The organism is Micromonospora sp. HB375 (assembly GCF_017872985.1).
Classification (GTDB): domain Bacteria; phylum Actinomycetota; class Actinomycetes; order Mycobacteriales; family Micromonosporaceae; genus Micromonospora; species Micromonospora chalcea.
In genome coordinates this window covers 6,465,218-6,484,078 of the sequence record NZ_JAGGJO010000001.1, presented here as the reverse complement: position 1 = coordinate 6,484,078, position 18,861 = coordinate 6,465,218, and the positions used below count along the sequence as shown (strand labels likewise).

The window sequence follows — 18,861 nt, the reverse complement described above, 5'->3', positions numbered from 1 at the left end:
GGGAGGTGGGGCTCGCCCGGGTGGGGGATCGGGTGAGACCGGTGGGTAACCGGTGATGTGCGGTGAGTGCCAGAAAACCACCCTCAAGGACTTGACGGCAGGAACCGGACGGCGCAAGATGCTTCGTGCGGGAGGGCATCCGCCGGAGACTTTTCAAGTTCTTGCGACCCAACGCCGGAGGCGTTGTGCGGACGTCCCTCCCGACCAACGTCCGAAGAGGCCAGCGGAAAACCGCTGGCCTCTTCGCTGTGTCCGGCGCACCCTGGGTGACATGACGCTGACCGTGACGCCGCTTGATCCCGCCGACCGGCAGACGCTCGACGCGGCGTACCGGATCGCCTGCGCCGCCCAGGCCGTCGACGAGCCGGACCTCCCGCCGATCTGCCGCCGCCGCTTCGAGGCGCTGCTGTCGCACCCGATGCCCGGCATCGAGGGACGCTGGCTCGTCGCCCGCCTGGACGGGCTGCCGGTGGGCTGGCTCCGGTTGCACCTGCACACGATCGAGAACACCGAGAACGCGACAGTCGAACTGACAGTCGACCCGGCGTACCGGAGGCGCGGCATCGGCCGCGTGCTGCACGAGCACGGCGTGCGGCTGCTCCGCGAGCACGGCGGCAAACGCCTTGTCGGCTCGACCACCGCCGCGCTGCCCGGCGAGGAGGACCGGGTCTTCCCCGGCGCCGCGTTCGCCGCCGCCCTGGGCGCCAAGCCGGCGCTGGCCGACGTCCGCCGCCGCCTCGACGTGACCGGGCTCGACCGTGACCGGCTCGCCGCGCTGCTGGCCCAGGCCCGCACCGCGGCCACCGGATACCGGCCGGTGCGGTGGCGCGATCACACCCCCGAGGAGTACGTCGCGGACGTCGCCTACCTCCAGGGCCGGCTGCTGCTCGACGCGCCGATGGGTGAGCTGGACTGGAAGCCGGAGCGGATGGACGCGGCGCGGGTACGCGACGCGGAGCGGGCGCTCGATGCCCGGGGCGTACGCCGGTACAACACCGGCGTGGTGCACGAGGCGACCGGCCGCCTGGTCGGCTGGACCCAGCTCAGCCTGGACGCGAGCAGCGCCGACCACGCCTGGCAGGAGATCACCCTCGTCGACCCCGACCACCGCGGCCGCCGGCTCGGCCTGCTCTGCAAGGCCGGGAACCTGGAGTACGCGCTGACACACGAACCGGCGTTGCGGGCCGTCGACACCTGGAACGCGGTCGCGAACCGGCACATGATCGCGATCAACGAGCAACTGGGCTTCCGCCCGGCCGCCGGTTCCGTCGACTGGCAGTTGACGATCTGAGTTGTGACACGCCCCTACTGATCTGGTGCCTTTCTGTTGCATGATGGCGGGCATGACGGAGACCCCGCACCCCCTGTACGACAGGCACCGCGAGACCCTCGACCGGGCGCTGACCGCCATCGCGGAGCGCGGGTACTGGTCGGCCTACCCCGAGTCACCCAGCCCCCGGGTGTACGGCGAGACCGCCGCCGCCGACGGCAAGGCCGCCTTCGAGGCGTACCTGGGTGGCGACTTCCCGCTCGACCAGGCCGGTGACGGCAGCACGGTCGCCACCGAGGTCAGCCCGTTCGGCGTGGCGCTGGACGTGCGCTACCCGCACGCGGGCGCCGACCAGCTCGTGTCCGCCGCGAGCGCCGCGCTGCCCGCCTGGCGCGACGCCGGCCCGCAGGCCCGGGTGGGCGTCTGCCTGGAGATCCTCGCCCGGCTGCACAAGAACGTCTTCGAGCTGGCGAACGCGGTGCAGTTCACCAGCGGCCAGGCGTTCGTGATGGCGTTCCAGGCCGGTGGCGCGCACGCGCTGGACCGGGCGCTGGAGGCGGTCGCGTACGCGTACGCCGAGATGACCCGCCACCCGGGGACCGCCGGCTGGGAGAAGGCCGCGGGCAAGGGCGACCCGCTCCGGATGACCAAGACGTTCCACGTGGTGCCGCGCGGGGTCGCGCTGGTCATCGGCTGCAACACGTTCCCCACCTGGAACTCGTACCCCGGTCTGTTCGCCTCGCTGGCCACCGGCAACCCGGTCGTGGTGAAGCCGCACCCGCGCGCGGTGCTGCCGCTGGCGATCACCGTGAAGTACGCCCGCGAGGTGCTCGCCGAGGCCGGGTTCGACCCGAACCTGGTGCAGCTCGCGCCCGAGGCGCCCGGCGAGAAGCTCGCCACGACGCTGGCCCTGGACCCGGCCGTGAAGATCGTCGACTTCACCGGCTCCACCGAGTACGGCGACTGGCTGGAGGCGAACGCCCGGCAGGCGGCCGTCTACACCGAGAAGGCCGGCCTGAACACGGTGGTGATCGACTCCACCGACGACTTCGCCGGGCTCTGCCGCAACCTCGGCTTCACGCTGACGCTGTACAGCGGCCAGATGTGCACCACCTCGCAGAACCTGCTGATCCCGCGCGACGGAATCGAGACCGACCAGGGGCACAAGAGCTTCGACGAGGTGGCCGCCGGGATCGCCGGCGCGGTCGCCAAGCTGACCGCCGACCCGGCCCGCGGCGTCGAGCTGACCGGCGCGATCGTCAACGACGGCGTGCTGGAGCGGCTGGACGAGGTCACCAAGGTCGGCGAGCCGGTGCTGGAGTCGCGCGTAGTCGAGCACCCGTCCTTCCCCGGCGCGGTGGTGCGTACGCCGACTGTGGTGAAGCTGGACGCCTCCGACACCGCCACCTACTCGCGGGAGTGGTTCGGGCCGATCTCGTTCGCCATCGCGACCGACTCGACCGAGCACAGCCTGCGCATCCTGCGCGAGACGGTGGGCGAGAAGGGCGCGCTGACCGCGGGCGTCTACTCCACCGACGAGGCCGTGCTGGACGAGGCCGAGAAGGCGGCCATCGACGCCGGGGTGCACCTGTCCTGCAACCTCACCGGCGGGGTGTTCGTCAACCAGTCGGCGGCGTTCTCCGACTTCCACGGCTCCGGCGCGAACGCGGCGGCCAACTCGGCGCTGACCGACGGCGCGTACGTGGCGAACCGGTTCCGCATCGTCCAGAGCCGCCGCCACTCCTGAAAGGAGGGGCCCCTTCTTAACGCCTCCGGTATAGGAGGGGCCCCCTCTTAACAACTGCTGTCCGGTCGGCCTCACGCCGGGCGGCGCATCTGGAGTTCGTGCAGGCGGGGGATCCTGGGGTGCGGCACGCGTACGCCGGTGTCCACGAAGCCCAGCTTCTGGTAGGCCCGGTAGGCCCGGTCGTTGCCGACCACCACCTCCATCATCAGCTCGGGCCGTCCGCAGGCGCGCGACCAGGCGGCCACCTCGTCGACGAGCGCGGCGAGCAGACCGCTGCCCCGCCGGGCCGGCGTCACGTAGACCGCGTAGACGAGCGTCAGGCCCGGCTCGTCCGGCGCGGCGGTGCCACCGGCGTGGCCGACCAGCCGGCCGCCCGGGTCGGCCACGAACTGGGCGGTGTGGTCGCCCCGGGAGACGGCCGCGACCCGGGCCGCGAACTCCGCGTGCGGCCGGGCGGCGGCCTCGGCCACCGTCTCCAGGAAGGCCAGTGGGGAGTCGGCCAGCATCTCCAGCCGCAGCGCCCGCATCCGGGCGGCGTCGGTCGGCCGGACCCGGCGAACGGTGGTCGTGGTGGGCGCGCTGGTCATGCCGCATGCATACCGGACGGGCCGGCGCAGGCGCGTGACCGGGGCCGGGTACCGCCCGGAATATGCCCGATTTGTGGTCGTGCGCCGTCGTCACGCCTCGTGTAGCGTGCGATTTCGGTCACCGAATTCAGTGGTCGTCGCCGATCGCTGAACCGGTGTGCTACCGGTGCCGGTCCGCCGGTTTCCGGGTGTTGGAACGCCGCGCAGAGTGAGGAAGTGCACCGTGGCACAGGGCACCGTGAAGTGGTTCAACGCCGAAAAGGGCTACGGCTTCATCGCCGTCGACGGCGGGCAGGACGTCTTCGTCCACTTCTCCGCGATCGAGATGGACGGTTACAAGGCGCTGGACGACGGCCAGCGGGTCGAGTTCGAGATCGCGCAGGGGCAGAAGGGTCCGCAGGCCGAGCGGGTCCGCGTCATCGCCTGACCTCCGCCCGCCGGGCGGTTCCGCAGCCGGGTCCGCCGACCGGGGGGCTGCGCTGTGAGCGTGCACCATGGAAGATCATGAGCCGTTCCAGCCGTAGCCGCTGAGGAGGGCCCATGTCCGATCTGCCTCCGCCGGGTTCCACCGAACCGGTGTCGCCGACGCCGTCCGGCTCTCCGGCCGACCCGACCGCGCCTCCGCCTCCGGCCACCGATCCGGCGTCGTCGGGGAGCGCCGGCCCGTCCGTGCCCGCTCCCGGCCCGGCGCCCGCCGATCCCTGGGCCGACCAGACCGGCTACGGCCCGAGCATTCCGCAACAACCCGGGTACGACGCGCAGCCCGCCCACCCGAACCCGTCCGGCCCGGCCACTCCCGCCGACCCGGCCACCCCGCCCGGTGGGGGCGACCCGGCCGGCTGGACCGCGCCGGGTGCCGCCCCGCCCCCCAGCTACCCCACGCCGCCGGGCTACCCCACGCCGCCGGGCTACCCCACGATGCCGGGCTACCCGGCTGGTCCTCCCCAGGCGGGCTGGCCCGGGTACCCGGCTCATCCGATGCCGGGCGTCGCCTACCCGGTGGCCGCCGGCCCCGGTGCGTACGCCGGCTGGTTCCCCGGCATCGACCCGCAGGACCCGCTCGTCAACCCGCCGCACGCGGGCATCGGCCCATGGTTCGCCCGTTGCTGGGGGGCGCTGCGGCGCGGTTGGCGGCAGCTCCTGCCGATCGTGCTGCTCACCCAGGTCCCCCCGGCGATGGTGATCGGCGTCCTCACGCTCGTCCTCAGCCCCGACGGGCAGATGGCGACCGCGCCGGACGGGTCGCCGGTGCTGCCGGAGGACTTCTGGGCGCAGACGCTCGGCTTCTACGGCGCGATCCTGTTCGCCGGGCTGATCTTCGGCGCGCTCCAGGCGATGGGCTGGGCGGCGGGCACCTGGGTGATCGCCCGGCAGGCGGCCGGTCAGCCGGCCGGGCTCGGCGCCGCCTTCCGGTACGGGCTGAGCCGAGCCCTCGGCCTCTGGGGCTGGACCATCGTGGTGTCGCTGCTGGTCACGCTCGGCGCCTGCTTCTGCCTGCTGCCCGGCCTCTACGCCGCGCTCGCGCTCGCCCTGTTCGGTCCGGTCTACCTGTTCGAGCGGCGGGATCCGGTCGGGCGGTCGTGGCGGATGTTCCACAGCCGGTTCGGCATGGTGCTGGGCCGGGTCGCGCTGGTGGTGGCGGCGTTGGTCGTGTCGACGCTGCTGGACGTCGTGCTGAGCGGGATCAGCGGGGCGCTCTTCGGGCTCGAGCCGATGGGCGCCGTGGGCACCGCGATCGGCGCGGTGACGCTCACCGTTCTCAGCGCCGTGGTGGCGGCTCCGGCCTACCTGGCGCAGCAGGTGGGGCTGGTGGTCACGTACGCCGAGCAGCGGGCCCAGGAAGGCCCGGTGACCGCGGCTCAGCTGGCGGCGGAACTCGGCTGAGCGGGGCGGTCGTGCTTGCACTCGGCTAGGGAGAGTGCTAAACAAGTCATTGGCACTCGCATACGGTGAGTGCCAGAAGGTCGGGGCGGTAGGGCCACGGCCGCACCGGTGTCCCAGGTGGCGCCGGAGCGGTACGGGGCCGGTCGTCGCGGGCTGTCCGGCCCGACCGAGGAGACGTCGTCGTCGCCAGGTGGCGACGTCCCCAAGGTGCGTACACCAGACGGCCCATCCGGGCATCCCGGGTGGCCCGTGAGTGTCCAGGAGGACAACGCCGTATGGCCAAGATGATCGCGTTCGACGAAGAGGCGCGCCGCGGCCTCGAGCGGGGCATGAACCAGCTCGCCGACGCCGTGAAGGTGACGCTCGGCCCCAAGGGCCGCAACGTCGTGCTCGAGAAGAAGTGGGGTGCCCCCACCATCACCAACGATGGTGTGAGCATCGCCAAGGAGATCGAGCTCGAGGACCCGTACGAGAAGATCGGCGCCGAGCTGGTCAAGGAGGTCGCGAAGAAGACCGACGACGTCGCCGGTGACGGCACGACGACGGCGACCGTCCTGGCCCAGGCCCTGGTTCGTGAGGGTCTGCGCAACGTGGCCGCCGGCGCCAACCCGATGGCCCTGAAGCGGGGCATCGAGGCCGCCGTGGCCAACGTCTCGGAGGAGCTGCTCAAGCTCGCCAAGGACGTGGAGACCAAGGAGCAGATCGCCTCCACCGCCTCCATCTCCGCCGCCGACCCCAGCGTCGGCGAGATCATCGCCGAGGCGATGGACAAGGTGGGCAAGGAAGGTGTCATCACCGTCGAGGAGAGCAACACCTTCGGCCTGGAGCTCGAGCTCACCGAGGGCATGCGCTTCGACAAGGGCTACATCTCCGCCTACTTCATGACCGACCCGGAGCGTATGGAGGCCGTCTTCGACGACCCGTACATCCTGATCGTCAACAGCAAGATCTCGTCGGTGAAGGACCTGCTCCCGATCCTGGAGAAGGTCATGCAGTCGGGCAAGCCGCTGCTGATCATCGCCGAGGACCTGGAGGGCGAGGCCCTGGCCACCCTGGTGGTCAACAAGGTCCGTGGCACCTTCAAGTCGGTCGCCGTCAAGGCGCCGGGCTTCGGTGACCGCCGCAAGGCCATGCTGACCGACATCGCCATCCTCACCGGTGGCCAGGTCATCAGCGAGGAGGTCGGCCTCAAGCTGGACGCGACCGGCCTCGAGATGCTGGGCCGCGCCCGCAAGGTCGTGGTGACCAAGGACGAGACCACCATCGTCGACGGCGCCGGCGACGCCGAGCAGATCCAGGGCCGGGTGAACCAGATCCGGGCCGAGATCGACAAGAGCGACTCCGACTACGACCGGGAGAAGCTGCAGGAGCGTCTGGCCAAGCTGGCCGGCGGTGTTGCGGTGATCAAGGTCGGCGCGGCCACCGAGGTCGAGCTGAAGGAGCGCAAGCACCGCATCGAGGACGCCGTCCGCAACGCGAAGGCCGCCGTCGAGGAGGGCATCGTCCCGGGTGGTGGCGTCGCGCTGGTGCAGGCCGGCAAGACCGCCTTCGACAAGCTGGACCTGGCCGGCGACGAGGCGACCGGCGCGCAGATCGTCAAGATCGCGCTGGACGCCCCGCTGCGGCAGATCGCCGTCAACGCCGGCATGGAGGGTGGCGTCGTCGTCGAGCGGGTTCGCAACCTCGACCCGGGTCACGGCCTCAACGCCGCGACCGGCGAGTACGTGGACCTGCTGGCCGCGGGCATCATCGACCCGGCCAAGGTGACCCGTTCCGCGCTGCAGAACGCCGCGTCGATCGCCGCGCTGTTCCTCACCACCGAGGCCGTCGTGGCGGACAAGCCGGAGAAGACCCCGGCCGCTCCGGCGGGCCCGGGTGGCGGGGAGATGGACTTCTGAGTCCAGCTCCACCCAGTACGCCGAAAGGGGCGGGCCGCGTCAGCGGTCCGCCCCTTTCCGTGTGCGTGTCAGGTGGGCAGCGGGCGCTGGTTGCGTCGCTTGTGCGTCCGGTCGTACGGCGGCAGCCGCCGCGGCTCGTCCACCGGCTGCCGTTGCTCCTCCACCGGTGGCCGGTCCGCGCCGGTCAGCTCGGCGAGCTGCTCGGCGTCGCCGATGTCGAGCCGGTCGAACGGGAGCTGGCCGGGAAGCTCGTCGGACGGTTCCTCGGCCCGTTCGTCATTCGTGGTCATGCACCGCCTCCTCTGCCCCCGACCGTAGAGCCCGGTCGATGACGAAGGAGGTCGAATGGCGCTATTAGCGTCTATGCCCCTTTGATGGCTTTCCGGTAGAGGAAGAACACCCGTTCGATCCGGGCCCCCGCCGCGTTCGAGTAGAACGGCACCGGCCCCACCCAGCCGATCTGCGCCGCGCCGATCCCGGCCGCCGCCTGGTCACGCAGGCAGCGGCGCAGCAGCACACCGCCGATCCCGGAGCCCTCCGCCGCCGGCGCGGTGCCCATCGGCCCGAACCAGCTCGGCCGCGCCGACCCGTAGGCGGCGAAACCGAGGATCTCACCGTCCCGCTCGGCCAGGTGCACGCCCGCGTCCGGCCGCCCCACCGAACCGGCCAGCTCACCGTCCCAGGTGCCGCCGAACGTGGACCTGGCGAACGCGGCGAGCGCCGGCAGGTCGTCCGGGGTGGCCCGGCGTACCGTCACGCCCCGCCCGGCCAGCCGCCGCTCGGCGGCCTCGGTGGGACGCAGCGCCACCGACCCCTCGGACAGGTCGGCGGTCATGTTCCAGGCGGTCCGGTCCTGCCGGTAGCCGAGCCGCTGCGCGGCGCAGACCGCCGGGGTGTAGCGCACGTCGACCCCGGGCCAGGCGTAGTGCGGCGGGTTGCCGGCGAGCAGCACCTCGGCCGCGCCGAGCGCGCCGAGCCGGCTCTCCGCCTCGGCCAGCAGCGCCCCGCCCACACCCTGGCGGCGCTCCGGCGGGGCGACCGCGATCAGGTCGACGTGGCCGAGCCGCGGATCGGCTGCCGACAGCGACCCGACGAGCACCCCGATCAACGCGCCGTCGCGTACCGCGCCGAGCCGCAGCACCGGGCGGTCGGCCCCGGCGCGTTCCGCCACGGTGACCACCACCGCGGACGCCTCGACCGCGTCCTCCGGCAGGTCGAGCGACACGCGGCACAACTCGACCACCTCGGGCAGCCGGTCCCGGCCCAGCTCGATGATCTCCACGTCCATGGACGCCGACAGTAGGGCATCGGCAGGCCAATGGACAGGGTTGTTAACCGGTGGCGGCCGCTCGGGCCGCGCGCACCGCCGCGTACGCGTCGACCAGCCCGGCGCCGGAGACGTCCCGCGGTCCGCCGCAGGCCTCGGCGGGCTGCGGGACCGGCTGCGCGGTGTCGCGCAGGATGGCCCGGGTCCGTTCCAGGTCCCCGACCAGCGCGGGGTTCGCCGACCACATCAGCGCCACCACGCCCGCCACCTGCGGCGTGGCCATCGAGGTGCCGTCCAGCGTCGCGTACCCGCCGCCGGGCATCGCGGAGAGCACAGCCGCGCCCGGGGCGACCAGGTCCGGCTTGGCCACCCCGTCCGGCGCGGGACCACGGCTGGAGAAGTCGGTGACGCGGCGCTGCCGGTCCACCGCCCCGACGGTCAGCACGTCCGGGTACGGCGCCGGCGGGTCCACGATCGAGCCGCAGGACGGGCCGGTGTTGCCGGCGGCGGCCACCACCAGGATGCCGGCCGCGGTCAGCGCCGCGGTCGCCGGGCGCAGCGCCCCCGGATCGCAGCCCTCCAGCGGCGGGCAGCCCCACGAGTTGGTGAGCACGTCCGGGGCGCGCGCCGGACGGCCGTCGGTCAGCGGGTTCCCGCCCGGCGGGAACGGGGCCAGCATGAACTGGAGACAGTCGAGGTAGCGTGCCGGGCTGCCCAGGTTGCGGTCCAGGTTGACGCAGCCGACCCAGCTCGCGCCGGGCGCCACGCCGATGCCGTCCCGGCCCACCGCGCTGCCCAGCGTGTGGGTGCCGTGGCCACCCCGGTCGGCCGGGGCGCGGCGGTCCTCCCACGGGTCGTACCAGGAGTCGTCGCCGCCCCGGAAGCCGCCGGCTAGCGCCGGGTGCCGGCCGTCCACTCCGGAGTCGGAGGTGCCCACCACCACGCCGGAGCCGGTGACGCCCAGCTCCGACCAGACCCGGTCCGCCCCGATCAGCGAGATGTTCCAGGCCGGTCCGGTCGGCGCCGGGGCGTCGCCGCGCGCCGTCGGGGCGAGCGCGGGCAGCGGACGCAGCCGCTGGCTGACCAGCACCCGGGCCACCTCGGGCCGGCCGGACAGCCAGGCCCGCACCGCCGGGCCGCCGTCCGTCTCGATCGCGTTGACCAGGTAGTACGGCGTCGGCTTCAGCCGCATGTCGGTCAGCGTGCGGCGCAGGTCGCCCTGGGTGCGGTCGGCGGTGGCGACCAGCCGCCGGTAGACCTCGGTCGCCCGGGCGTCCCGCCCGGCCCGTCCCGGCGTCCCGGCCGGCAACCCGGTCAGGTCGGCCTGCTCGCGCAGCACCACGAGCAGCCGCTCGCCGTGCAGACCCGGCTGGCCGGGGACCACGTACACCACGGCGACGGCGACGAGCAGCGCGGCGGCGGCGAGCGCGGCCGGACCGCGCCGGGGCGCGCGGGCGCGGGACCGGGCGAGCAGCACGCCGTACCCGAGGGCGAGCAGGACCGCGACGGCGAACGCGACGCCGGTGCCCACGGCGACCCAGAACGGCGTGTCCCGGGTGGTGGCGAGCAGGAGGGTGATCTCCTCCGGGTCGGTGAACGCCAGCGGCCCCAGCAACGCCAGCCCGATCAGCCAGCGCACCGGCGCCGGTCCGGCCGGGCGGCCCGACTGCCGGGCCGCCGCCTCCAGCGCGGCCAGCACGAAACCGAGCGGCGGCAGCAGGAACAGCGCCGGCAGTTGTACGCCGGACTGCCCGGCGGCGGCCGCGAGCGGCGTCAACGCGACGCCCGCGACCAGGCCGCCGACCAGCACCAACCGGGCCGGACCCGGCCCGAACGCGGCCCAGAACCGGGTGCCGAGCAGCGCCCCGGCGAGCGTGCCGAGCGCGGCGGCGGCCAACCCGGCGAGCACCGTCTCCAGCGCCCCGCCCAGCGCGCCCACCCACGCCCAGGGCAGCAGCGACGCCAGCCCGGCCGCGACCGCCAGCAGCGACACCGTCCCGAAGCGGCCCTCCGGGACCGCGTCCACGGCGACGGGCGGACGCACGCGGGCCAGCCGGGCGGCGACGAACGCGAGCACCGCGGCGGTCACCGCCAGCGCGGCCAGGTACGCCTCGTGGTGCACCGGCGGCACCATCCGCAGCAGCGTCGTCGCGCCCAGCGCGACCACGGCGGCGGTCCAGGCGCGGCCGGTCGCCCGCAGCGCGGGGGAGCGGGGCGCCAGCGCCAGCGCCAGCGAGGGCGCCCCGGCCAGCAGCACGGTGACCACCGCCACCACCGGCCAGACCGCCACCGCACGGTCCAGGCCCATGACCAGCATGACCTGCTCGACGAGCCAGCCGCCGACCTGACCCGGAACGGTCACCAGCACGACCCAGAACCCGGTGAGCACGGCCGCGACGACCGGCCACGGCCCGGTCTCACGCGGTGGCGGCGGCGGTAGGGGCGCGAACGGCGGGCCGGTCAGCATGGTCATCACGGTACGGCCGGGCCGTGTCGCCGCGCGCCCCGGACGGTTACCGTGGACGGGTGCGCGACCCCAACGTGTCCCGATCCGTGGCCGGCCAGCTCTCCGCCGAGCGCCGCGCCGACGACCTGCGCCGCCTTCGGGCCGAGCGGTTCGACGTCCTGGTCATCGGCGGCGGGGTGACCGGAGCGGGCGCCGCGCTCGACGCCGCGTCCCGCGGGCTGAAGGTCGCCCTGGTGGAGGCGCGCGACTACGCCGCCGGCACCTCCAGCCGGTCCAGCAAGCTGATCCACGGCGGCCTGCGCTACCTGGAGCAGCTGGAGTTCCACCTGGTCCACGAGGCGCTGACCGAACGCGGACTGCTCGCCACCCGGCTCGCCCCGCACCTGGTCCGTCCGGTGCCGATCCTGGTTCCGCTGCCCGCCGAGGGCGGCGCGCGGGACCTGCCCCGGCGGTTCTTCCGCCGCTCCTACTACGGGCTGGGCGTGGCGGCGTACGACGCGTTCGCCGGGGTGTTCGGCGGCGGGCGGGGGATGCCGCTGCACCGGCACCTGAGCCGCGAGGGCACGCGCCGGATCTTCCCGAGCCTGCGTCCGGACAAGCTGGCCGGCGCGATCCGCTACTACGACGGTCAGGTCGACGACGCCCGTCTCGTGGTGACGCTGGCGCGTACCGCGGCGAGCCTCGGCGCGACGGTGGTGACCAGCGCCCGCGCGGTCGGCCTGACCCGCCAGGCCCGCGAGGTCACCGGCGTGCGGGTACGCGACCTGGAGGCGCCGGCCGGCTCGCCGGACGCCGAGTTCGAGGTACGCGCGCGCACCGTGATCGCCGCCACCGGCGTGTGGAGCGACGACATGTCGCGGATGCTCAACGACGTCGGGCTCCGCCCGAAGCTGCGGGTCCGGGCCTCCAAGGGAGTGCACCTGGTGGTGCCCCGCTCGGCGATCGTCGGCGAGACCGGCCTGATCCTGCGTACCGCCACGAGCGTGCTCTTCGTGATCCCCTGGGGCGGGCACTGGATCATCGGCACCACCGACACGGACTGGCAACTCGACAGGTCCCACCCGGCCGCGACCGCCAGCGACATCGAATACCTGCTCTCCCAGGTCAACACGGTGCTGGACCGGCCGCTGACCACCGCCGACATCGAGGGCGTCTACGCCGGGCTGCGCCCGCTGCTGGCCGGCGAGGCGGACTCCACCTCGAAGCTGTCCCGCGAGCACGCCGTGGTGGAGCCGATGCTCGGCCTGCTGCTGGTGGCCGGCGGCAAGTACACCACCTACCGGGTGATGGCGTCGGACGTGGTCGACCGCGCGATGCACCGGCTCGGCCGGACCCGCCCCTCGCGTACCGCCGACCTGCCGCTGCTGGGCGCCGACGGGTACGCGGCCCTGTGGCGGGACCGGGCCGACCTGGCCCGCCGGCACGGAGTCGCGGTCGGCGTGGTCGAGCACCTGCTGGAGCGATACGGCAACCTCACGCTGGACCTGCTCGCGCTGGTCGACGCCGATCCGCTGCTCGGTTCGCCGCTGGCCGGCGCGCCGGAATACCTCGCCGCCGAGGTGACGTACGCCGCCCGCGCCGAGGGCGCGCTGCACCTGGAGGACGTGCTCACCCGGCGTACCCGGATCTCGATCGAGACCAGCCACCGCGGCCTGGAGTCGGCGGAGCACGCCGCGGAGCTGATGGGCGCGGTGCTCGGCTGGGACGCGGCGACCCGGGACCGGGAGGTGGCCCACTACCGGGCGCGGGTGCTGGCCGAGCGGGAGTCGCAGCTCATGACGGACGACATCGCCGCCGACGCGGCCCGCCTCGGCGCGCCCGATGTGCGTGGTTTCGCAGCAGACCGAGGGACCGACGGCCCGGGCGTTGAACTTCCGGCCTCCCCCAGGTAGGGGATCCCCACCCCGGGCCGCTCGGCCGGTAGTGCGCGCTACCTACGGAAGTGTAGGTTTCCCCGCGTGGTCCGCCCATCATGGTCGTCGCGCGTCCCCGCCCTGTCCGCTGCCGTCCTGCTGGCGACCGCTCTGACCGGATGCGCCTTCGGCCGGGCCGAAGGCGCCACCGCGCCCGGAACAGCGGGAACAGCCAGCCCCACCCCGGCCGGCAAGCGCGTCTCCCTGGTGCAGAAGCTCGGCGACGAGGGCCCGATCCGCCACCTCGACGTGGACCCGTCCGGCCGCTGGCAGTGCCGCGACTGCGCCGGTGACGGCGTGGACGCCACCGGCACGCTGAGCCCCGAGCAGAGCCGGCGGCTCCAGCGGATGCTCGCCGACCCGGCGCTGGCGAAGGAGACCGACGAGGCCCGCGGCTACAAGCAGGGCTGCATCGGCGTGCTGACCTCGACGTTGCTCGTCCCGCCCGGCCTGACCGTCACCATCCAGGACTGCCCGGGCGAGCCGAAGCCGAAGGTGGCCTACGACGTGCTGCTGCTCGTCACCCAGGCCACGCCCGCGGAGGACAAGGGTTAGAACACCTTGCCGGGGTTGAACAACCCGGCCGGGTCCAGCGCCGCCTTGATCGCCTGGTGCACCCGTACGCCCACCGGGCCGATCTCGCGGGCCAGCCAGTCCCGCTTGAGCAGCCCCACGCCGTGCTCCCCGGTGCAGGTGCCGCCCAGCTCAAGCCCGAGCGCCATGATCTCGTCGAAGGCCCGCCGCCCCCGGGCCAGGCTGTCCGGGTCGGCCCGGTCGACCACGATGTTCGGGTGCATGTTGCCGTCGCCCGCGTGACCGACCACCCCGATCGGCACCCGGCACGCCTCGGCGATCCGGGCCACCCCGTCCAGCAGTTCCGCCAGCCGGGCGCGCGGCACCGCCACGTCGTCGATGACCAGGCCACCGTTGCCGCCGGGGTAGGTCTGCGCCGCGAACCGCTCCATCGCCGGGTGGGCCAGCCGCCGGGCCTGCAGCAGCGCCGCCGCCTCGGTCGCGTCGCCGGCCGCGTAGACCTCGTCGGCGCCCGCCGCCGTGCACACCTCGGCCAGCCGGGCCAGGTCGTCGGCGGCCCGGGCGCCGGTGTCCACCGCTGCCAGCAGCAGCGCCTCGGCATCGGTGCGCAGACCCATCGGCCGGTACGCCTCGATCGCCCGCAGATGGGTCCGGTCCAGCAGTTCCAGCAGACTCGGGGTGAGCCCCCGCCCGGCGATCCCGGCGACCGCGCCACCGGCCGTGGCCACCGTGGGGAAGACCGCGACCAGTGTCAGTGACTGCTCCGGGGCCGGACGCAACGCCACTGTCACCTCGGTGATCACGCCGAGCGTGCCCTCCGAACCGACGAAGAGCCGGGTCAGGTCGTACCCGGCGACCCCCTTCGCGGTACGCCGCCCGGTGCGCAGCACCTCGCCGGAGGCGAGCACCACCTCCAGGCCCAGCACGTACTCGCCGGTCACGCCGTACTTCACGCAGCACATGCCACCGGCGTTGGTGGCCACGTTGCCGCCGACCGTGGACGACTCCCACGAGCCGGGATCCGGCGGATACCAGAGGCCGTGCTCCCGCACCGCGCGGGCGAGCGCCGCGTTGACCACGCCGGGCTGCACCACGGCGATCCGGCCGACCGGGTCGATCTCGCGGACCCGGTTCATCGCCACGGTGCTCACCACCACCGCGCCGTCCACCGCGTTCGCCGCGCCGGCCAGCCCGGTCCGCGCGCCCTGCGGCACCACCGGTACGCCGTGCCGCCCCGCCGCCCGGACCACCGCCACCACGCCCTCGGTGTCACGGGGCCGGACCACCACCAGCGGGACGCCCGAGTCGCACAGGTCGGCCTCGTCGCGGGCGTGCCCGGCCAGCAGGTCCGGGTCGGTCAGCACGGCGGCGTCGCCGAGCGCGCCCCGCAGGTCGTCGAGGAGGGGATGGGCGGCCATGCCGGGAAGGCTACCGGCGTACCGTCTGTTGCCGTGCTCTACCTGGACCCGCCCGCCGTGCCCTGGCGCGGCCGGCTCTGGTCGCACCTGATCAGCGACGTCTCGTACGCCGAGCTGCACGCGTTCGCGGAGATGCTCGGCGCGCCCCGGCGCGGCTTCGACCGGGACCACTACGACGTGCCCGCCGAACGGTTCCGGGCGGCGGTGTGGCTGGGCGCGACTGTCGTGCCCTCGCGGGAGATCGTCCGGCTGCTGCGGGACACCGGCCTGCGCCGTCCGAAGCATCGCTTCTCAGGCCAGCGCGGCCAACTCCCGGGACAGGTTGGCCCGGGCCCGGGACTCCCAGCGGGCGTGCGGCTCGGGTAGCCGGTACAGCGCCGGCAGCGCGAGCAGGTGCCGCAGCGCCGCCGACCGGCCGGCGCGGAAGTCCGGGTCGGGCACGTGCGCGTACTCGGCGCGGATCGCGGCGGCGTACCTGTCGTAGCGCTCCCGCGGGGCCGCCAGCACCGCCAGGTCCGCGTCGCAGAGCAGCGCGCCGTCCGGGTCGTCCGGCCCGACCGCGTGACCGGCGGTGAGCAGCACCAGGCGGCGTACCCCGGTCACCGTCGCGGCCGGGAGCCCGGCGGCGGCCAGCAGCTCGCCGCCGAGGTCGGCGCTGGCCCGCTCGTTGGCGTCACCCGCCGCGCGCGGGTCGTAGACCGCGTCGTGGCACCACGCCGCGAGCCGGACCAGGTCGGGGTCGCGGGCCAGCCCGGCGTACGCGTCGACCACGTCGAGCACCGCCCGCAGGTGCGCCTCGTCGTGGTAGCGCCGGTGCGGCTCCCGCCAGCCCGCCAGCAGCCGGGCGCCGGCCCGCTCGACAGCCGCCGGATCGGTCGCGCCCGCCGCCCGCGCCGTCTCCCGCCACCGTGCCGTCAGGTCGTCCATCGGATGCAGTCTGCCCCCTTCGGCCCGGGCAGAGGGATTCAGCCGGGGCGGTACGGGTAGTACCGGCCATGGCCCGGGACGGACGACTGCAGTTCTTGCGTCGCGGAAAGCTGCGTGAGGGGCGGACCGACCGCGACGGGCAGCGGATCGCCTCCGCGATGGAGGAGCTGCGGCACCGGGGCAAGGCGACCCTGCACGACCGGCTGCACCGGGTCCGGACCGCGTTCGGCCTGGCGGTGCAGGCCGGGCTCGCCGCCGGCCTGGCGTACCTGATCTCGCACCGGCTGCTGAAGAACCCGCAGCCGGTCTTCGCCCCGATCTCCGCCGTCGGCACGCTCGCCGCCTCGGTGGGGCAGCGGTTCCGGCGTACGGTCGAGCTGATCGCCGGCGTGGCCGTCGGCGTGCTGGTCGGCGACGCGCTCATCTACTTCGTCGGCACCGGCGCCTGGCAGCTCGCGCTCGTGGTGACCTCGGCGATCCTGCTGAGCATCTTCGCCGGGGCGAGCGTGGCGATCGTGATCCAGGCCGCGGCCACCGCGGTGCTGATCGTGACGCTCAGCCCGTCCACCGAGAACCTGGAATTCCCCCGCTTCATCGACGCGTTACTCGGTGGCGGCATCGCGCTGCTCGTCACCGCCATCCTGCTGCCGCTCAACCCGCTACGGGTGATCAACCGGGCCGCCCGGCCCGCGCTGGACCTCCTCGCCGACCAGCTCGACGCCTGCGCCGAGGCGCTGCGAAACCAGGACCGGGAGGCGGCCCAGCGCGCGCTGTTCCGGCTGCGGGAGAACAAGGAGGAACTGGCCGCCCTCTCCGAGGCGATCGAGGGTGCCAAGGAGACCAGCACGCTGTCCCCGGCCCGCTGGCACCGGCGCGGCGAGCTGACCCACTACGCGGAGGCGGCCGACCCGATCGACCGGGCCATGCGCAACACCGGCACGCTGATCCGCCGCGCGGTCACCATGATCGAGGACGACGAACCGGCCCCCGAGCCGATGCCGGACGCGATCGGTCATCTGGCCGAGTCGGTGCGCCTGCTCCGCCATGAGTTCGCCGCCGGGCAGGAGCCGCAGGAGGCCCGCGAACGGTCGCTGCGCGCGGTGAGCGAGGCCGGCCGGGCGTACGCCGAGGGGGTCGGCTTCTCCGGCAGCGTGGTGATCGCGCAGGTGCGTACCACGGCGAGCGACCTGATGGTGGCCTCCGGGATCGAGCAGGAGGAGGCGAACCGCCTGGTCCGGCAGGCGTTCGGCGAGAAGGAGCACCGCACCGGCCCACCCACCGACCGCAACCCCGCCGCCCACCCACCCACGGCCCCCCCAGTCGGCTGACCCGCCCGGCCCCCGCCGCCCGTCCCGCCGCCTGCCCGCCCCGCCCCGCCCCGGCCCGCCTCCCGCCCGGCCCGCCTCCTGCCCGCCGCGTTGATCAAGGAGTTTGTGTCCCTCCCGGAGATCAACTCGGACCCAAACTCCTTGATCACCTCCATGGGGGCCGGCTGATCATGAAGTTGGCTGGTGGGGAAGCGCTTTCTGTGACCGCTAACTTCATGATCGCCCCGATGGGGCCCCCGAGGGGGCGAGATCTTGGTACGGGGACGCCCCACCGGGGCGTCCCCGTACCAAGATCTCTGGCTGTCGTGGGTGCGGACGGGCCGGTTGCTCTTGGGCGGGAGGAGGAGGGGGTTGGGTTAGGGGAGGTGGGACAGGGCGGTCAGGAGGGTGTCGACCTGGGGCTCGGTGGTGCCCAGGCCCAGGCTGGCGCGCAGGGCGGTCGGGGGCAGGTCGGTGCGGCCGGTACGGGCGGCGGCCTCGGCCAGCAGGCGACGGGTCAGCGGATGGGCGCAGAACAGGCCGTCCCGTACCCCGATCCGGTGCCGGCTCGCGAGATGCGCGGCCACGTCTGCGGAGTCCCGCCCGGCGACCACGAAGCTGACGATGCCCACCCGTGGGGCGTCCGGGCCGAACATGCGCAGCTCGACCACGTCGGGCAGCGTGGCGAGGCCGCGGCGCAGCCGGGTCAGCAGCGCCTGTTCCCGTACGTGCAGCGCCTGCCGGTCGGCCTCGCCGAGCGCGGCGCAGACCGCCGCCAGCGCCACCGCGCCGAGCAGGTTCGGGGTGCCGGCCTCGTGCCGGGCCGGGCCGGTGGTCCACCGCACCTCGTGCGTGGCCGCGCCGACGTGGCTGGTGGCGCCGCCACCGGCCAGGTACGGCGGGGCCGCGTCCAGCCAGTCCGCCCGCCCGGCGAGCACGCCCGCGCCGAACGGGGCGTACAGCTTGTGGCCGGACAGCGCCACGTAGTCCACGTCCATCGCGGCCAGGTCGACCGGGGCGTGCGGGGCGAGCTGCGCGGCGTCGACCAGGATGCGGGCGCCGTGCCGGTGGGCGACCCGGGCCAGTTCGGCGACCGGCCACACCTCGCCGGTGACGTTGCCGGCACCGGTGACCGCGACCAGCACCGGCAGGCCGGGCCGGGCGTCGCGGGCCAGCTCGCCGAGCGCCGCCGCGAGGGACCGGACCGCGCCGGCCGGGCTGTCCGGCACCGGCAGGCGTACCGAGCCGCGCGGCCAGGGCAGCAGGTTGGCGTGGTGCTCGCCGCCGAACGTGATCACCGTGGTGCCCGCGGGCAGCGCACGGGCCAGCAGGTTCAGCGCGTCTGTGGTGTTCCGCGTGAAGATCACGTGGTCGTCGGGGCGGGCGCCGAGGAAGTCGCCGACGGTCTGCCGGGCCTGCTCGTAGGCGAGCGTGCAGCGCCGGGACAGCGCGCCCGCGCCGCGATGCACGCTCGCGTACCAGGGAAGGAGCCCGGCCACCGCGTCGGCCGCGGCCCGCGCGCACGGCGCGCTGGCGGCGTGGTCCAGGTTGATCTCCCCCGGTACGCCGAGCACGCCGAGCGGGTCGGGCCGGACCGGCGCGGGCAGCACTGGCGACGGGGGTACGAGAGTGAGGGTCATGC

16 protein-coding genes are annotated in these 18,861 nt (G+C 74.3%); 9 read left to right on the top strand and 7 right to left on the bottom strand.

All coding sequences use genetic code 11. The annotated features are described in order from the left end of the window. Nucleotides 1-271 precede the first annotated feature (271 nt). Nucleotides 272-1,291 carry a GNAT family N-acetyltransferase gene (locus J3R08_RS28880; RefSeq protein ID WP_064446730.1) on the top strand — a complete coding sequence of 340 codons (1,020 nt, stop codon included), beginning with the start codon at nucleotides 272-274 and terminating at the stop codon, nucleotides 1,289-1,291. A gap of 52 nt (nucleotides 1,292-1,343) precedes the next feature. Then, on the top strand, nucleotides 1,344-3,017 hold the full coding sequence (gene paaN, locus J3R08_RS28875; protein WP_197494891.1) for a phenylacetic acid degradation protein PaaN: 1,674 nt from the start codon (nucleotides 1,344-1,346) through the stop codon (nucleotides 3,015-3,017). A gap of 71 nt (nucleotides 3,018-3,088) precedes the next feature. On the opposite strand, the gene J3R08_RS28870 is transcribed toward paaN, so the two are convergent. Further along, nucleotides 3,089-3,604, bottom strand: a complete 516-nt coding sequence (locus tag J3R08_RS28870; RefSeq protein ID WP_043327984.1) for a GNAT family N-acetyltransferase — start codon at nucleotides 3,602-3,604, stop codon at nucleotides 3,089-3,091. Nucleotides 3,605-3,827: 223 nt separating this feature from the next. Between J3R08_RS28870 and J3R08_RS28865 the strand changes: the two genes are divergently transcribed. The 3 genes from J3R08_RS28865 to groL all read left to right on the top strand — a co-directional run bounded on the left by J3R08_RS28865 (nucleotide 3,828) and on the right by groL (nucleotide 7,386). Continuing rightward, nucleotides 3,828-4,031 (top strand): cold-shock protein, encoded by a 204-nt coding sequence (locus J3R08_RS28865; RefSeq protein WP_013288855.1) that lies wholly within the window; start codon nucleotides 3,828-3,830, stop codon nucleotides 4,029-4,031. A 113-nt stretch (nucleotides 4,032-4,144) separates the two neighbouring features. After that, nucleotides 4,145-5,488: a hypothetical protein gene (locus J3R08_RS28860; protein ID WP_064446728.1), complete on the top strand. Its 1,344-nt coding sequence runs from the start codon at nucleotides 4,145-4,147 to the stop codon at nucleotides 5,486-5,488. A gap of 275 nt (nucleotides 5,489-5,763) precedes the next feature. After that, nucleotides 5,764-7,386: a chaperonin GroEL gene (gene groL, locus J3R08_RS28855; RefSeq protein WP_018787968.1), complete on the top strand. Its 1,623-nt coding sequence runs from the start codon at nucleotides 5,764-5,766 to the stop codon at nucleotides 7,384-7,386. A gap of 68 nt (nucleotides 7,387-7,454) precedes the next feature. On the opposite strand, the gene J3R08_RS28850 is transcribed toward groL, so the two are convergent. The 3 genes from J3R08_RS28850 to J3R08_RS28840 all read right to left on the bottom strand — a co-directional run bounded on the left by J3R08_RS28850 (nucleotide 7,455) and on the right by J3R08_RS28840 (nucleotide 11,126). Continuing rightward, nucleotides 7,455-7,676 (bottom strand): hypothetical protein, encoded by a 222-nt coding sequence (locus J3R08_RS28850; RefSeq protein ID WP_030502772.1) that lies wholly within the window; start codon nucleotides 7,674-7,676, stop codon nucleotides 7,455-7,457. Between the two features lie 71 nt (nucleotides 7,677-7,747). Then, on the bottom strand, nucleotides 7,748-8,674 hold the full coding sequence (locus tag J3R08_RS28845) for a GNAT family N-acetyltransferase (protein WP_209963466.1): 927 nt from the start codon (nucleotides 8,672-8,674) through the stop codon (nucleotides 7,748-7,750). A gap of 43 nt (nucleotides 8,675-8,717) precedes the next feature. Next, complete coding sequence (locus J3R08_RS28840; protein ID WP_209963464.1) at nucleotides 8,718-11,126, bottom strand: S8 family serine peptidase; 2,409 nt, start codon at nucleotides 11,124-11,126, stop codon at nucleotides 8,718-8,720. Nucleotides 11,127-11,194: 68 nt separating this feature from the next. Between J3R08_RS28840 and J3R08_RS28835 the strand changes: the two genes are divergently transcribed. Continuing rightward, nucleotides 11,195-13,012 (top strand): glycerol-3-phosphate dehydrogenase/oxidase, encoded by a 1,818-nt coding sequence (locus J3R08_RS28835; RefSeq protein ID WP_043330892.1) that lies wholly within the window; start codon nucleotides 11,195-11,197, stop codon nucleotides 13,010-13,012. A 66-nt stretch (nucleotides 13,013-13,078) separates the two neighbouring features. Then, on the top strand, nucleotides 13,079-13,588 hold the full coding sequence (locus J3R08_RS28830; RefSeq protein WP_043327989.1) for a hypothetical protein: 510 nt from the start codon (nucleotides 13,079-13,081) through the stop codon (nucleotides 13,586-13,588). On the opposite strand, the gene J3R08_RS28825 is transcribed toward J3R08_RS28830, so the two are convergent. Then, nucleotides 13,585-14,985, bottom strand: coding sequence for an FAD-binding oxidoreductase (locus tag J3R08_RS28825; RefSeq protein WP_043327990.1), 1,401 nt, complete (start codon nucleotides 14,983-14,985; stop codon nucleotides 13,585-13,587). The genes J3R08_RS28830 and J3R08_RS28825 overlap by 4 nt on opposite strands. A 33-nt stretch (nucleotides 14,986-15,018) precedes the next feature. Here J3R08_RS28825 and J3R08_RS28820 point away from each other — a divergent pair, with 33 nt between their 5' ends. Continuing rightward, complete coding sequence (locus J3R08_RS28820; RefSeq protein ID WP_113973536.1) at nucleotides 15,019-15,351, top strand: DUF4031 domain-containing protein; 333 nt, start codon at nucleotides 15,019-15,021, stop codon at nucleotides 15,349-15,351. On the opposite strand, the gene J3R08_RS28815 is transcribed toward J3R08_RS28820, so the two are convergent. After that, nucleotides 15,277-15,912, bottom strand: coding sequence for a metal-dependent phosphohydrolase (locus J3R08_RS28815; protein WP_113973535.1), 636 nt, complete (start codon nucleotides 15,910-15,912; stop codon nucleotides 15,277-15,279). The two genes, J3R08_RS28820 and J3R08_RS28815, sit on opposite strands and share 75 nt — an antisense overlap. 68 nt (nucleotides 15,913-15,980) lie before the next feature. Between J3R08_RS28815 and J3R08_RS28810 the strand changes: the two genes are divergently transcribed. Further along, nucleotides 15,981-17,240, top strand: coding sequence for an aromatic acid exporter family protein (locus J3R08_RS28810; protein ID WP_069087815.1), 1,260 nt, complete (start codon nucleotides 15,981-15,983; stop codon nucleotides 17,238-17,240). A gap of 356 nt (nucleotides 17,241-17,596) precedes the next feature. Here the strand turns inward: J3R08_RS28810 and J3R08_RS28805 are convergent, their stop codons facing one another. Continuing rightward, complete coding sequence (locus J3R08_RS28805) at nucleotides 17,597-18,859, bottom strand: aminotransferase class V-fold PLP-dependent enzyme (RefSeq protein ID WP_209963461.1); 1,263 nt, start codon at nucleotides 18,857-18,859, stop codon at nucleotides 17,597-17,599. Between the last annotated feature and the right edge of the window lie 2 nt (nucleotides 18,860-18,861).

Excerpts from the sequence above, each read along its gene's own strand:
- J3R08_RS28870 (WP_043327984.1), bottom strand. The coding sequence starts at position 3,604 with ATGACCAGCGCGCCCACCACGACCACCGTTCGCCGGGTCCGGCCGACC.
- J3R08_RS28850 (WP_030502772.1), bottom strand. The coding sequence starts at position 7,676 with ATGACCACGAATGACGAACGGGCCGAGGAACCGTCCGACGAGCTTCCC.
- J3R08_RS28845 (WP_209963466.1), bottom strand. The coding sequence starts at position 8,674 with ATGGACGTGGAGATCATCGAGCTGGGCCGGGACCGGCTGCCCGAGGTG.
- J3R08_RS28815 (WP_113973535.1), bottom strand. The coding sequence starts at position 15,912 with ATGGACGACCTGACGGCACGGTGGCGGGAGACGGCGCGGGCGGCGGGC.
- paaN (WP_197494891.1), top strand. The coding sequence starts at position 1,344 with ATGACGGAGACCCCGCACCCCCTGTACGACAGGCACCGCGAGACCCTC.
- J3R08_RS28810 (WP_069087815.1), top strand. The coding sequence starts at position 15,981 with ATGGCCCGGGACGGACGACTGCAGTTCTTGCGTCGCGGAAAGCTGCGT.
- J3R08_RS28860 (WP_064446728.1), top strand. The coding sequence starts at position 4,145 with ATGTCCGATCTGCCTCCGCCGGGTTCCACCGAACCGGTGTCGCCGACG.
- J3R08_RS28825 (WP_043327990.1), bottom strand. The coding sequence starts at position 14,985 with ATGGCCGCCCATCCCCTCCTCGACGACCTGCGGGGCGCGCTCGGCGAC.
- J3R08_RS28840 (WP_209963464.1), bottom strand. The coding sequence starts at position 11,126 with ATGACCATGCTGACCGGCCCGCCGTTCGCGCCCCTACCGCCGCCGCCA.
- groL (WP_018787968.1), top strand. The coding sequence starts at position 5,764 with ATGGCCAAGATGATCGCGTTCGACGAAGAGGCGCGCCGCGGCCTCGAG.
- J3R08_RS28805 (WP_209963461.1), bottom strand. The coding sequence starts at position 18,859 with ATGACCCTCACTCTCGTACCCCCGTCGCCAGTGCTGCCCGCGCCGGTC.
- J3R08_RS28880 (WP_064446730.1), top strand. The coding sequence starts at position 272 with ATGACGCTGACCGTGACGCCGCTTGATCCCGCCGACCGGCAGACGCTC.